This window comes from Bradyrhizobium sp. CCGE-LA001, assembly GCF_000296215.2.
GTDB lineage: Bacteria > Pseudomonadota > Alphaproteobacteria > Rhizobiales > Xanthobacteraceae > Bradyrhizobium.
The window spans coordinates 2,517,789-2,531,840 of sequence record NZ_CP013949.1 but is presented as its reverse complement, the minus strand read 5'-3'; the positions used below and the strand labels follow the sequence as shown (position 1 = coordinate 2,531,840).

The following is a 14,052-nucleotide window of genomic DNA, read 5'->3' as shown; positions in this document are numbered from 1 at the left end:
GCTCTGGAACATCGACGATCGATCTGTTACTATCAATTTAGTACTAAGTCACTACTAAAACGAGACCTACATGAAAAAACTTTCGGACCAGCCCTGCATGATCGCCCGGAGCCTGGCGATTGTCGGGGACGCATGGAGCATGCTGATCATGCGCGATGCCCATGCTGGGCTGACCCGCTTCGACGATTTTCGGAGGAGTCTCGGAATCGCGCCGACGATGCTGACGGGTCGGCTTTCAGCCCTGGTTGACGAGGGATTGCTGGAGAAACGCCGTTATTCAGACCGTCCGCCACGGGACGAATACGTACTGACGGAAGCCGGGCGCGACTTCTTGCCGGTCCTATTCGCGATTGGCGCATGGGGACGCAAGCACCGCCGCGGAGGCAAGGTGACCCGGTTCTTTGATGCCGAGAACGGAACGGAGATCGATCCCCTCACCATCGACCGCGCGACCGGCGCTCCGATCGGAACGCGTCCCATTCGTATCGCCGCAGTCGAATGAGCATTTGCTTGGCAGTTCCAGCTTGCGCGGATGCGCGTGCGGCCAGCTAGGCCTTCGAAGTAATGACCTGAAGAGTTTCACCTGTAAGTCGGCGGACGCTTCTCAGTAAAAGCCCGGACCGCTTCGGCGTGCTGCGCAGTGCCCGCTGCAACGACCATCCTCTCGGCCTCTTGGTCCAGTGACGTCAGGAAGTCGGCCGACAGCGCAAGGTCGAGATTATCCTTCATGGAGGCATAGGCTCTCGTCGGGCCATTCGCCAATGCTCTCGCCATTTCGAATGCCTCGCGTTGCAGGTCGGAGTCAGGCACCGCGCGATTTACGAGGCCCAATGCTTCGCAGCGCCGTGCACTGATCCGCTCGGACAAAAACATGAGTTCGCGGGCACGTGCCGTCCCGGCAAGCCGGGTCAACAGCCACGAAATGCCGTAATCGCCGGTGAGCGCAATCCTGGCGTAGCCAGTCGTCATGATGGCGGATTCGGCTGCAATACGAAGGTCGCAAGCGAGTGCGATCGCAAGCCCGGCGCCAGCTGTCGGTCCCGGCAAGGCCGCGATGGTGGGCTTCCGCACCGAAACAAGTACGCCGGTCAGGGTTCGCTGACGTTCCCGCAACCGCGCAACCTTGTCGCTGAATGACACAGCCGGCGCGGCAGCGTTGTCGCCCATCCCCTTGACATCGCCGCCCGAACAAAAGGCAGTGCCTGCACCTGTTATCAGGAGGGCTCCGACCTCAGGATCATCTCCATTCTGTTTGATCATCCGGCGCAACGCCGGCGTGAGATGATCGGACAGCGAATTACGGGCTTCGGGCCGGTTCAAGGTAATCACCGCGACGCGATCCCGGATGGCGCACAGCAGTTCGTCCGTCCCCGTATCAACCGAGATGGATCCATCAGTCATGTTCCTGACCTTTCAAGTGCCGCAGAGCTCTCTGAAGTGACCCAGCGCGCCGTGCCCGCGTTCGAGCGTCACCAATTTTCGTTGAATGGCCGCAGTTCCGTGAGAAACGACCATGCCGAGCGGTCCTGACCGTAGAGATGAAACAATTCGTCGGCGATCGCGGTAGGCTTGATGAAGAATTCATCCGGTTTGTCGCTCATCCGCGCGCGCATCCGGGGCGTATCGATAACGGCGTCGATGAGAACGTAGGAGACGTGGACGCCGAGAGGTCCCACGTCACGTGCGATCGACTCGGCCAGAATGCGTTGCGCTGCCTTTGTCGGCGCGAAGCCGGCGAAATTGGCTTTGCCTCGGATCGAAGACGTGTTGCCGGTCACGAGGATTGCGCCCTTACCCCGATCGATCATGTCAGGCGCCACTTCGCGGGCCAGGTACAACAGGCCCATCACGTTGACTTCGAAGTTGCCCTTCAGCATCTTCGGATCGATCTCGCGAAAATTCCCCCAGCCCCCACCTACCGCGTTGTGGATGAGAACGTCAGACGGGCCGAACCGCCGCTTTACGTCGGCGATTACGGTCCGCACCTGGCTTTGCTCCGAGACGTCGCAGGTCATCGCGTGCACGTCAGGAAGCTCTTGCGCAAGGCGATTGATGAGCTCCGTAGAGCGAGCAAGCGCGATGATTCGGAAACCACCGGCGGAGAAGCGCTTGACGATGGCAGCTCCCGTGCCCGGGCCCACCCCGGTCACGATCGCGGTTGGCTTCTCGGTCATTTAACGCTCCCTTATTGTCCGGCCGACCTCTTATGAATTCGCTCGGACTGCGACTGATAAGTGGCAGCCTCGTGTGCGGACACCAGGGCCAGTCGAACCGCGACATTCTTGTGGTAGGGCGTGCCCGCAATGGGATCGCGGTTGCCGCTCTCGGTGAGTAGATTGATGCGCGGCCCGTTGATCAGGCGCTCTCCGTCTGATGCCGGGTAGGCCTGACCGTAGCCGTGCGGCAGCGCCAATTGGCCGTTCCGCATGGCGTCATCCACCTTGCAGCGGACGACGAGCCGCCCGACGGTCGACTCGACGGCGATCCAGTCGCCATCCTTCGCACCCAACTCGCTCAGATCGCTCGAATTGATCAACAGGGCGCCGTCCGGGTCCTCGCGACGCCACGCTGGATCGCGAAAGATCTGGTTGGCGTTGAACATGCGTCGGCCACCAGCCGCCAGCATGAACGGGAACTCCTTTGGCGCGACGGCGGCATGCGGATCGAGGCGCGCCAGCCATTCCAGCATCTGCGGGACAACCAGCCGAACCTTGCGATCCGAATGGCTGATCAATGACCAGACCTCGTCATAGTCGTGCCGGGTAACCGCCGTGCCCTGCCGGGCGGCCACGATGGTGTCGAACAGGAGGTCTCCGAGCTGATGGTCCGCCACCTGCTCGGATGCGCCGATCGCCCGCCGCACCGCTTGCGGCGATCGCTTCGCGCAAGCCAGTGCGGCGCTCCACAAGGGAGCCGCGGCCGCCGTGCCATCCGGCAGCGTCTGCCCCAGCGTATGGTAGAGCACCAGGGCAGGCACAGCCGCAGGGTTTTCCGCGATGAAAGAGCGGAAGGCAGCGGCGAATTCAGGTCGCGAGCGCCGTGCTATTTCGCGTAGCGGCGCGAGCACATTGTCACCCGGCAGAAGCCCCAGGGCGACGGCAAACCGCGTGTAGATCTCGGGCTCCGGCAAGGTCCCGGCAAGTGGCGGCAGAACACCGGCGCGAACGTGAAAATAGTTCGTCGGAAATTCGAAGTTGAATAGGGTAAATTCAGTCTTCTCGTATTGCGTGGACGCTGGAAGAACGTAGTGCGCGAGCCGTGCGGTTTCGGTCATCGCAACGTCGACCACAACGCATAGCTCTAGCGATTGCAACGCGCGCTCCACCGCCACGGTATTTGCGGCGGTGTTGGCGGGATTGGAGCTGTCGATCCAGGCGCAGCGCAACCGGTCGGGATGGTCCTTGAGAACCGCTTCGGGGAAAATGTTGGGCGGCAGCAAGCCGCCAATGATCGCGTCGCCAGTCGGCGCGAATGTCTGGTTCGGAGAGTTTCCCCAAAGCGGTTGAAGCCAGCTATGCAATTGGTTGGTACCTTCACGGCCGAAATTGCCGGAAAGCATGATCAGGAGCTTCTCGAGATAGGAATTGAGTGTCGAGTTGATGCCTTGCTGGATGCCGAGTTCAACCCGAACCACCATGGCCTTCGCGGCCGCGATCATCGCCGCGCATCGCTCCAGCTCCGCGATCGAGATATCGGCGGCGGCCGCCCATTCCTCAACGGGGATGTTCAATAGCGCTTGCGTCACTTCCGTGAAGCCGATCGTGTGCTCCTGAATAAAGGCGTGGTCGATCCGGTCGGAACGGACGAGCGTTGCCAGCAGCGCGCCAAGGAGAAACGCGTCGGCGCCGGGGCGAACCGCAAGATGCAGATCCGCCATCTCTGCGGTTTCGGTCCGCCGAGGGTCGATGACGATCAGCTTGCGTGCGGGATCCTTGCGGATCTGATTGAGATGGTCGCGCGCATTGGGGAAGCCGTGCGCGATCCAGGGATTGGCACCGATGACAAGCAAGAGATCGCAATGATGGACGTCCTCTGAGGTGTGGCAGGTTTGGCTGCCGAACATGTGGCCATTGACCCAGAAGTCTCCGGTTTTTTCCTGCGAAAGCGCGTTGAAGACGCTGCGCGAGCCCAGCGCACGCAACAAGCCACTTGCGTAGGCGCCACCAGCATGGTTGCCCTGCCCGCCGCCGCCATAAAGGGCAATACTCTTGCCGCCATACCTGTCAACGATGTGCCGCAGCCGCTGTGCGATTTCTGCGATCGCGACGTCCCACTCGATCTCATCAAAGCCGCCATCGGGGCGACGACGCAGCGGGCTCGTGAGCCGGTCCCTGTGATGCGCATAATAGGGAATGCGCGCCGCCTTGTTGCACAGATAGCCTTGCGACTTCGGGTTTGAACGGTCGCCTCGTACCTTCTCAAGGCGCCCCTCATTCACCCAGACCTCGATGCCGCAGTTTACGTAACACAGGTTGCAGGCTGTCTTAAGCCACTTGCCGGCCGTCATGGGCACCTCCCAGATTATTGCTTGTCGCAGGTCATCGCCTTTGCTGTTCTGCGCTGTCGCTTGTGAGTCCGGCCGCAGACAGTCATCCGTCCGGCGTCGAGAATATCGTCGGAAAGCTTCCCGGCGCCGACAGCACGCGATAGCATGATCGATCCAACCATGGTCGCGATGGCGCTCGTCGCGATTTGGCGTGCCTGTTGAGGACCCTCGGCGGGAAGCATTTCGACCAGGATGTCGATCATCTTCTCCAGCTTGGAGGCGAGCGCCCGTTGCTCCCTCGGGCTCGATCGAGCGACATCAGCGGCCAGGGCTGGAAGCGCGCAACCCTGTCTGGGATTGTCGCGGTGGCGGGAACTGAGATAATCGGCGATCAACGTCTCGAAACGGTCCTCGTTCGCCTTCCGGTTCGCCAGTTTCTTCCACCGCTCGGCCGTCTGGTCCATCGCAAACGCAATTGCCTCGCCAACAAGCGCGGCACGCGACTCGAAATGGTTATAGAACCCGCCGTGCGTAAGACCCGCGAGCTTCATCAACTCGACAACGCTAAGTCCTTCGGCACCGTTTTGACGCAAGCCGTAGGAGGCATTTTCAACGATCCGCCTGTGGGTCTGGCGCCTATGGTCTCCTACGTAACGCATCTCCCCTCCGTGCAAGCTGCTCGGCGACCAGCTGTTCGACCGTTCCCATCCACCAGCGCTTCTGGACCGCGCTTTTGAAGCGACGGCAATATTTCATTGCAATGCCCGTCATGTTATATGATTATCGTCATATAACAACAGCGATCAACAGGAGAATTCGCCATGGCCGCCGCTTCCGATCCCGTCGTCATCCTCTCCGCAGCCCGGACGCCGCTCGGCCGCTTCATGGGCGAGCTATCGCCGCTCAGCGCACACAAGCTCGGCTCTCATGTGATTGGAGCAGCTCTGGAACGGGCCAAGCTGGCGCCCGAACGGATCGACGAGGTATTCATGGGCAACGTGCTGCCGGCCGGACAAGGCCAGGCGCCGGCGCGCCAGGCCGCGCGCGGCGCCAAATTGCCGGATGCTACCGGCGCTACCACCATCAACAAGGTCTGCGGCTCCGGCATGAAGGCCACCATGCTCGCTCACGACATCATCAATGCGGGCTCCGCCGAGATTGTTCTGTCTGGCGGCATGGAGAGCATGAGCAATGCGCCCTATTTGCTGGCCAAGGCGCGTGGCGGCTATCGCGCCGGCCACGACCGCATCATCGACCACATGCTGATGGACGGGCTGGAAGACGCCTATGAGACGGGACGCTCGATGGGCGACTTCGGCGAGGCCACGGCGGAGGCCTATCAATTCACCCGCAAGGACCAGGACGACTATGCAATCGAGACCTTGACCCGGGCACGCAAGGCGGTTGAAGGCGGCGCCTTCAAGGCGGAGATCGCTCCGATTACGTTGACCGAGAAGGCCGGGCCCCGGATCATCTCCAATGACGAGCATCCGCTCAAAGTCGATCCCGCCAAAATCCCAGGGCTGAAAGCCGCATTCCGCGCCAACGGCACCATCACGCCCGCAGCCTCATCCGCCAATGCTGACGGCGCTGCAGCGCTCATCTTGGCGAAACGCTCGGTTGCCGATCGCGACGGACTCCCGGTGCTCGCCGAGATCAAGGGCCATGCCACCCACAGTCAGGAGCCACAATGGTTCACGACGGCCCCGATCCCCGCTATTCGCAAGCTATTGGACAAGGTCGGCTGGAGCGTTGGCGACGTCGATCTGTTCGAGATCAATGAGGCATTTGCCGTGGTCGCAATGGCAGCGCAGAAGGATCTCGGCATCCCCAGGGAGAAGTTGAACATCAACGGCGGCGCCTGCGCGCTCGGTCATCCGATTGGCGCCACCGGCGCGCGGCTGATCGTGACGCTGCTTCACGCGCTCGAAACGCGGAACCTCAAGCGCGGCGTCGCGTCACTCTGCATCGGCGGCGGCGAAGCTACGGCCATAGCAGTCGAACGCATCGTCCGCTGATAACACGGCTGGGCGGACAAGAACGAAGTCGGCGAGCGGCGCGAACCGCCTCACTCGCCGTCTCAATCTACCTATCCCTATCACACGAAAGGTCCCATGGCTGACCTGATCAACACCGCGTCGCGGGACATTCCTAGCTCCAGCGTCCTGCCGATCGCGATCCTTTCCGTGCTGGCCGCGATGGGAACGCTCGCGACCAACATCTTGCTGCCGTCTCTGCCGCAGATTGCGATCTCATTGAATGTCACGACTGCAGAGGTAACGTCCGCCATCACCGTGTTTCTTGCAGTGTTCGGGTTAGGCCAGCTCCTGGTCGGACCGCTTTCGGATCGCTACGGAAGACGTTGGCCGGTCCTGATCGGATTTACCGTGTTCCTCGTCGGCAGCGTTTGGTGCGGTCTGGCAACCGACCTGCCCAATCTCCTCATCGGCCGCGTCGTGCAGGCAACAGGTGCCTGCGCGACCTCAGTGCTGTCTCGCGCCATCGCCCGCGACATGTTCAGTGGCGCGGCACTGGCGCGCGCGATGGCGCTCATCATGATCGTGATGTCCGCAGCTCCCGGGTTCTCGCCGCTGCTTGGCGGCGCCCTCGACCATAGCCTGGGCTGGCGCGCCGAATTCGCGCTGGTCGCGGCCTTTGCCGCCGTCGGCGCCGTTGCCTACGCCAACGTTCTTGGCGAAACACACAATTCGATCCGCACGCCGTTCAATCCAATTGTCGTCGGCAGGACCTATGCCGGTCTGATTGGCGACCGTCGCTTCGCTACCCCCGCGGCCGCCTCGAGCCTCACTATGGGCGGCTTGTTCTCGATGTTTTCCGCTGCGCCGCGCCTATTCATCGAAGCGTTGCACTTCACGCCGATCCAGCTCGGGCTCTTCTTTGCCGGCACCGTCTTCATCGTATTCGCCGCGGGTATGCTTGCCACAAGATTGGCACCACGCTACGGGCTCGATGGTCCGATCCGGGCAGGTCTGTGCGCGACGGCCGCCAGCAGCCTTGCGATCCTGCTCATCTCGCTGATCAACCCGACTTTCTTGCCCTTTCTAGGCGCGATGAGCGTATATCTCCTCGGCATGGGCATTGTCAGTCCGTTGGCCACGGCGCGCGCGTTGTCTCCATTCGGCGAGAAAGCCGGCGCCGCCTCGGCGCTGCTGGGTTTCTTGCAGATGATGATCGCGGCAATCGGCGTATGGCTTGCTGCCACAGTATCACACGAAGCAATGTTTGCGCTGAGCGTCGTGATGAGCGCGTTCTCCCTGCTGGCTCTGGGCCTGTACGCGCGGGGCCCGGGGTCTTGATGGGCGTATGACGCCGGACCGTTTCCGTTCCGTCACTCATCGGCTTTGCGAAGCCGGACTTGGGCCTGCCAGGCAGAACGCGGCAAGGGGCATGGTCGGTCCCACAATGAGCCTGCTTCCAGCGCAATCAGGTGCCGTGGAATTCCGGTTTGCTGCTGCCGGGTGGGCGCTTCATCTCGAACATGTTCTCGGTCCTGACCTCGAGATAATCTCCACCCCGGCCGGCGCGCAGAATGGGACGCGCAAGTGCCGTGTTGTAGACGCCGTCCTCGATCAACGTTTTGTCGATGTAGACCGCGACGACCTCACCAAGCACGAACCATCCTTCCACCTTTTCTCCGCGTGCGTTGGCCAGCTGAGAGACCTCGACGACCTTGCATTCCATGGCGGCCCTGCTCTCGCCCACCCGCGGCACAGCAACGTGGCGGCCGGGTATCGGCGTCAAACCGGCTGCTTCGAACTCGCTCACGCCGTGATCGAGCGGCGTCGCTGTCACGTTCATGCGTTCGCCGAGATCCATGGTGACCAGATTCCAGACGAACTCGCGCGTCTCGCTGACGTTCTTGACCGTGTCTTTCCACGAAATCGAGGAAAACCCGATGATCGGAGGATCGTAGAGGAACGCATTGAAGAAACTGTACGGCGCCAAGTTCAATTGACCGGCTGCATTGCGCGACGAAATCCACCCAATCGGACGCGGCGCGATTATCGCATTGAAGGGATTATGCCGGAGCCCGTGCCCTTTCGAAGGCTCGTAGTAGTGGAAGTCGGCCTGGTCCATGAAATACCCCCGAGGCTGCCGAGGGCCGTCGATCTGGCCGTCGAGCTTCAACAAAGATCGACGCACGCATGACCATGTGTGCGCATAGCCTACGTCAGAACGTTCGGAAGCGGTATGTCCTTCCGGCTAAGCCATCGCCCGGGCCGCAGCCGGCCGCTGCCCGGCGCCGTCGAGGAAACCAGTCAGGCGCTGCCGGATGAGTCTTTCCGCATCCGCCATGATGCGGTCGATCAGTTCCTTCACCGTCGGAATGTCGTGAATGAGCCCGACGACCATGCCGCAGCTCCAGGCGCCCGCGTCCATATCGCCGTCGATCATCACCTTGGGATAGACGCCCGCCACCTGGTCGTGGATGTCCTCGATCTTGAGGCTCTTTCCCTTCTCGCGCTCGATCTCGAGCAGGTGCTCGACGCCCTTGTTGTTCAGGACCCGCTCGGTGTTGCGCAGCGCCCGCATGACGAGCCTGGTGTCGAGCTCCGTCGCCGCGACCAGCGCCTTCTTGACGTTCTCGTGCACCGGCGCTTCCTTGGTGGCGATGAAGCGCGTACCCATGTTCATGCCCGCGGCGCCCATCGCCAGGGCGGCAACCAGGCTGCGCGCATCCGCCATGCCGCCGGAGGCAACGAACGGGATCTTCAGTTCCTCCGCGGCCCGCGGCAACAGGATCATGTTCGGCATGTCATCCTCGCCCGGATGACCTCCGCACTCGAACCCGTCGACGCTGACCGCATCGCAGCCGATCTGCTCTGCCTTCAGCGAATGCCGGACCGAAGTACATTTGTGGATCACCTTGATGCCGCCCGCCTTGAGGGCCGGCATGTATTGTTCGGGGCTGCGCCCAGCCGTTTCGACGATGGTCACACCCCCCTCCCTGATCGCAGCGATGTATTCCGGATAGGGCGGCGCACTGAAAGTCGGCAGGAACGTGAGGTTCACGCCGAACGGCTTGTCCGTCATGTCGCGGCAGCGCGCGATCTCCTTCGCGAGAAGCTCCGGCGTCCTTTGGGTCAGGCCGGTGATGATGCCGAGCCCGCCAGCGTTCGACACCGCGGCTGCGAGTTCGGCGAAGCCGACATAGTGCATGCCGCCCTGGATGATCGGATGCTCAATGCCGAACAGTTCAGTGATTGCTGTCTTCACGAAAGGTCTCCCCGCGGTTGCCGCTCAGTGGACGATTTCGAACAGGCCGGCCGCACCCATGCCGCCGCCGATGCACATGGTCACGACGCCGTACTTCGCCTTGCGCCGCCGGCCCTCGATCAGGAGATGGCCGGTGAGCCGCGCCCCCGTCATGCCGTAGGGATGGCCGATCGCGATCGAGCCGCCGTTGACGTTGAGCTTGTCCGGGTCGATGCCGAGCTTGTCGCGGCAGTAGATGACCTGCACCGCGTAGGCCTCGTTGAGCTCCCAGAGATCGATGTCGTCGATCTTGAGGTTATGGCGCTTGAGCAGGCGCGGGATCGCGGCGACCGGGCCGACGCCCATCTCGTCCGGCTCGACGCCGGCGGCGACGAAGCCGCGAAAGATGCCGAGCGGCTTCAGCCCCTTCCTCGCAGCAATCTTGTCGCTCATGATCACGCAGGCCGAGGCGCCGTCCGAAAGCTGGCTGGCATTTCCCGCGCTGATGGTCTTGCCTTCGAATACGGGCTTGATCTTGGCGAGGGCTTCGGCGGTGGTTTCGGGACGTGGGCCTTCGTCCTTTGTGAGCGTCACCTGCTCGTAGGTGACCTCCTTGGTGTCCTTGTTGATCACCGCCATCCTGGTCGTGAACGGCACGATCTCGTCGTCGAAGCGGCCGGCCTGCAACGCAGCGCCGACGCGGCGTTGGCACTCGAGGCTGTATTCGTCCTGCTTGTCGCGGCCGATCTTGTAGCGCTCGGCAACGACCTCGGCCGTATCGAGCATCGACATGTACATTTCAGGCTTCATCGCCATCAGCTCGTCGTCGACCGCGTGGAACTTGTTCATGTGCTCGTTCTGCACGAGGCTGATCGATTCGATGCCGCCGCCGATCGCGACCTCGACGCCGTCGAGCATGATCGAACGCGCGGCCACCGCGATGGCTTGCAGGCCTGAGGCGCATTGCCGGTCGATGGTGGTGCCGGCGACTGTCACCGGCAGGCCGGCGCGGATCGCGCCCTTGCGCGCCACGTTCATCACCATCGTGCCTTGCTGCATCGCGCAACCCATCACCACGTCTTCGACTTCGCCCGGCGCGATGCCGGCGCGCTTCACGGCCTCGGCCATCACGTGCCCGGCCATGGTCGGGCCTTCCGTATTGTTGAGCGCGCCGCGGTAGGCTTTGCCGACAGCCGTCCGGGCGGTGGAAACGATGACTGCTTCAGTCGTCATGTTGGCCTCTCTGCTTACGCGGCCGCGTCCAGCTGCGCGTAGCGCAGCACGTGGAACGCGGGATCGCCGAACTGGATGTTGATGGAGGAGATGCGCTTGAAATAGTGCCCGACATTGAGCTCGTCGGTCATTCCCATGCCGCCGTGAAGCTGCACCGCCTGGTCGGCGACGAACTTGCCGGCATAGCCGATCTTCGACTTGGCACCGGAGGCGAGCCGCGACAGGCCGGCATCGTTGCCACTGAGGCTGAGGCTCAGATGCTGCATCAGGGAGAGCGCCTCCTGATGGGCGATGAACATGTCGACCATGCGATGCTGCAGCACCTGGAACGAGCCGATCGTGGTGCCGAACTGCTTGCGCGTCTTCGAATACTCCAGCGTCGCCGAGTTCAGCTCGCCGATGGCGCCGACGGCTTCAGCACAGAGCGCGCCGATGGCGCGGTCGCGGCAGGCTTCCAGCGCGGCAACGCCCTCGCCTTCCGCGCCCAGCAATTGCCCGCAGACATCGCGCAGGCTGACCTCGGCGGCCCGACGCCCGTCGATCGTCTTGAAGCTCTGCAGGTCGACGCCGGTCGCGCGCCGATCGACCACGAACAGGCTCACGCCGCCGCGGTCACGGTCCTCGCCGGAGGTCCGCGCCGAGACGATCAGATAGTCCGCCCAGGGCGCGGCGATCACCATGGTCTTCGCGCCGGTCAGGACGTAGTCGCTCCCCTCGCGCTGCGCCCGCGTCGTGACATTGGCCAGATCGAAACGCGATGCCTTCTCCGTCCAGGCCAGGGTCCAGATTTTCGACCCGTCAATGATGTCAGGGATGTAGCTTTGCTGCTGCTCCGGCGTACCCACATGCTCGATCAATCCGCCGGCCAGTACCACCGTCTCGACGAAAGGCTCGACCACGAGGTGGCGGCCGAACTCATGCATCACGATCATGGTCGAGAGCGGACCGCCGCCGAGACCACCAGCGCCCTCGGAGAACGGTGCAGCGAGAAGACCGAGTTCTGCGAAAGCGTCCCACTGCTTCCGGCTGAAGCCTTCCTCGCTGGCTACGATCTTGCGCCGCGCCTCGAAGTCGTACTGGTCGCGCAGCAGGCGCTGGACGCTCGATCGCAGCAATTCCTGCTCTTCCGTGAACTGAATATCCATCCGATCCTCCCGATCCGCCGTGGTTAGAGCCCGAGCACGGCTTTGGCGATGATGTTGCGCTGGATCTCGTTGGATCCGCCGTAGATGCTGAGCTTGCGCGCGTTCAGATATTTCTCCGACGCGGTATGGCCGTAGTCGGGACCGGGCATGAAGCGATTGGCGCTGACCGGATGCTCACGGATGGCAAGGCCGTAATTGCCGATCGCGCGATGGGTGAGTTCGGTGATGGCCTGGAAGATTTCGGTGCCGCGGATCTTGAACAGCGAGGCCGCAGGTCCCGGATCTATGCCGCGCGCCATCTGGGCAACGACGCGCAGCTCCGTCGCTTCCAGCGCCAGCACGTCGAGCTCGATGCGGGCAATGTCCCGCAGGAACTCGAGATGCGCGGGATCCTCAGTTGGGATCTCGGCCTTCACGATCTGCTTCAGCTTGTTGATGTAGCGGGTGGACCGGCCGATGCCGGCCATGCTGGTGCGCTCATTGCCGAGCAGGAACTTGGCGTAGGTCCAGCCCTTGTTCTCCTCGCCGACCAGATTCTCGACGGGCACGCGGACGTTTTCGAGGAAGACGTCGTTGACCTCGTGGCTGCCATCGATCGTGATGATCGGCCGCACGGTGACGCCGGGCGACTTCATGTCGATCAGCAGGAAGGAGATGCCGGATTGCGGCTTCGCGCTCGGATCGGTGCGCACGAGGCAGAAGATCCAGTCGGCATACTGCGCCAGTGTGGTCCAGGTCTTGTGGCCGTTGACGATGTAGTGGTCGCCGTCACGCACCGCCTTGGTCCTGACGGTCGCAAGGTCCGAGCCCGAGCCCGGCTCCGAATAGCCCTGGCACCACCAATCCTCGCCCGATAGAATCCGTGGCAGAAACTTCTTCTTCTGCGCCTCGTTGCCGAACGTGTAGATCACCGGCCCGACCATGGTGACGCTGAAGGCGAGTGGCGGCAGCGTGCCGGCGCGCGAGGTTTCCTGCTCGAAGATGAAGCGCTGCGTGACCGACCAGCCCGGGCCGCCATAATCCTTCGGCCAGAGCGGGGCGATCCATCCCTTCTTGTGGAGGATCCGGTGCCAGAGCAGCGATTGCTCCTTGGTCAGGTCGGTCTCCGGATTTGGAACGCGCATCTCCCGCGGATAGTTCTCCGCAATGAAACTGCGCACCTCGTCGCGAAACGCGGCATCCTCGGGGGAAAGCTTGAGCTCCATCGTGGCAGGCTCCGCTACCACTTCTCGCCGAAGGGACGGATCTCCATCTCGAACGTCCATGCGCTCTTCGGCTGCTGGTAGAGCTGCCAATAGGATGTCGCGACGGAGGCCGGAGGCATCAAGGCGTCCGGATCATCCAGCGCGTTCGGCCCGAGCGCCTCCAGCCGGCGTTGCCGAACCCATTCGGTGTCCACGCCGGAATCGATGATGAGATGCGCGACGTGGATATTCTTCGGGCCAAGCTCGCGGGCCATCGCTTGCGCGACCGCACGAAGGCCAAACTTGGCGCTTGCGAAAGCGGCATACCCGCTGCCGCCGCGGAGCGAGGCGGTCGCCCCGGTAAAGAAGATGTTGCCACCCCCACGCGGCAGCATCAGGCGGGCCGCCTCGCGACCGGCCAGAAAGCCGGAATAGCAGGCCATTTCCCAGACCTTGCGGAAGACGCGTTCTGTGGTTTCCAGAATTGGGAAATTGACGTTCGCCCCGATGTTGAAGATGCAGACTTCCAGCGGCGCGTGCTTGTCCGCATCGTTGAGGAAGGAGATGATTTCGTCTTCCTTGCGAGCGTCGAGCGAGCGGGCGTGGATCTCTCCGCCGGCAGCCTCGATATCCCTGACGAGCGGAGCCAGCTTGTCGCCGTTACGACGGCCGGCGAAGACCGTGAAGCCTTCTGCGGCGAATTTTTTGGCGATCTCGCCGCCGATGAAGTCTCCGGCGCCGATGACGGCCACGGTTGCGTTTCTCTTTTGCAAGATGTCCTCCCGGT

The 14,052-nt window shown here is 62.7% G+C and carries 13 protein-coding genes; 3 read left to right on the top strand and 10 right to left on the bottom strand.

Annotation, left to right across the window (positions count from 1 at the left end):
* The first annotated feature begins 70 nt into the window (after positions 1 to 70).
* Positions 71 to 502 (top strand): winged helix-turn-helix transcriptional regulator, encoded by a 432-nt coding sequence (locus tag BCCGELA001_RS11925; protein ID WP_060735373.1) that lies wholly within the window; start codon positions 71 to 73, stop codon positions 500 to 502.
* 77 nt (positions 503 to 579) lie between these two features.
* Here BCCGELA001_RS11925 and BCCGELA001_RS11920 read toward each other — a convergent pair whose 3' ends face one another.
* From BCCGELA001_RS11920 to BCCGELA001_RS11905, 4 genes are all read right to left on the bottom strand, one after another.
* Entirely contained in the window at positions 580 to 1,401 is an 822-nt protein-coding gene (locus tag BCCGELA001_RS11920; protein ID WP_008550951.1) for an enoyl-CoA hydratase-related protein, read from the bottom strand.
* Positions 1,402 to 1,469: 68 nt separating this feature from the next.
* On the bottom strand, positions 1,470 to 2,141 hold the full coding sequence (locus BCCGELA001_RS11915; RefSeq protein WP_236840860.1) for an SDR family NAD(P)-dependent oxidoreductase: 672 nt from the start codon (positions 2,139 to 2,141) through the stop codon (positions 1,470 to 1,472).
* A gap of 44 nt (positions 2,142 to 2,185) precedes the next feature.
* Entirely contained in the window at positions 2,186 to 4,507 is a 2,322-nt protein-coding gene (locus BCCGELA001_RS11910) for a molybdopterin-dependent oxidoreductase (protein WP_060735372.1), read from the bottom strand.
* Between the two features lie 14 nt (positions 4,508 to 4,521).
* A complete protein-coding gene (locus BCCGELA001_RS11905) occupies positions 4,522 to 5,145 on the bottom strand; it encodes a TetR/AcrR family transcriptional regulator (RefSeq protein WP_060735371.1) in 624 nt (207 codons plus the stop codon).
* A 162-nt stretch (positions 5,146 to 5,307) separates the two neighbouring features.
* On the opposite strand from BCCGELA001_RS11905, the gene BCCGELA001_RS11900 reads away from it, so the two are divergent.
* Together BCCGELA001_RS11900 and BCCGELA001_RS11895 are read left to right on the top strand one after the other, a co-directional pair.
* Positions 5,308 to 6,504 (top strand): acetyl-CoA C-acyltransferase, encoded by a 1,197-nt coding sequence (locus tag BCCGELA001_RS11900; protein WP_008550973.1) that lies wholly within the window; start codon positions 5,308 to 5,310, stop codon positions 6,502 to 6,504.
* 96 nt (positions 6,505 to 6,600) lie between these two features.
* Positions 6,601 to 7,803, top strand: coding sequence for a multidrug effflux MFS transporter (locus BCCGELA001_RS11895; protein WP_060735370.1), 1,203 nt, complete (start codon positions 6,601 to 6,603; stop codon positions 7,801 to 7,803).
* A gap of 127 nt (positions 7,804 to 7,930) precedes the next feature.
* On the opposite strand, the gene BCCGELA001_RS11890 is transcribed toward BCCGELA001_RS11895, so the two are convergent.
* The 6 genes from BCCGELA001_RS11890 to BCCGELA001_RS11865 form a co-directional block, all read right to left on the bottom strand.
* Positions 7,931 to 8,584, bottom strand: coding sequence for a flavin reductase family protein (locus BCCGELA001_RS11890; protein ID WP_060735369.1), 654 nt, complete (start codon positions 8,582 to 8,584; stop codon positions 7,931 to 7,933).
* Between the two features lie 126 nt (positions 8,585 to 8,710).
* Positions 8,711 to 9,724 carry an NAD(P)H-dependent flavin oxidoreductase gene (locus BCCGELA001_RS11885; RefSeq protein WP_060735368.1) on the bottom strand — a complete coding sequence of 338 codons (1,014 nt, stop codon included), beginning with the start codon at positions 9,722 to 9,724 and terminating at the stop codon, positions 8,711 to 8,713.
* Positions 9,725 to 9,748: 24 nt separating this feature from the next.
* Positions 9,749 to 10,936 carry an acetyl-CoA C-acyltransferase gene (locus tag BCCGELA001_RS11880; protein WP_008551006.1) on the bottom strand — a complete coding sequence of 396 codons (1,188 nt, stop codon included), beginning with the start codon at positions 10,934 to 10,936 and terminating at the stop codon, positions 9,749 to 9,751.
* Between the two features lie 14 nt (positions 10,937 to 10,950).
* A complete protein-coding gene (locus tag BCCGELA001_RS11875) occupies positions 10,951 to 12,081 on the bottom strand; it encodes an acyl-CoA dehydrogenase family protein (RefSeq protein ID WP_060735367.1) in 1,131 nt (376 codons plus the stop codon).
* A gap of 23 nt (positions 12,082 to 12,104) precedes the next feature.
* Positions 12,105 to 13,286, bottom strand: coding sequence for an acyl-CoA dehydrogenase family protein (locus tag BCCGELA001_RS11870; protein WP_060737618.1), 1,182 nt, complete (start codon positions 13,284 to 13,286; stop codon positions 12,105 to 12,107).
* Between the two features lie 14 nt (positions 13,287 to 13,300).
* A complete protein-coding gene (locus BCCGELA001_RS11865) occupies positions 13,301 to 14,038 on the bottom strand; it encodes an SDR family oxidoreductase (protein WP_008568311.1) in 738 nt (245 codons plus the stop codon).
* Positions 14,039 to 14,052 lie beyond the last annotated feature (14 nt).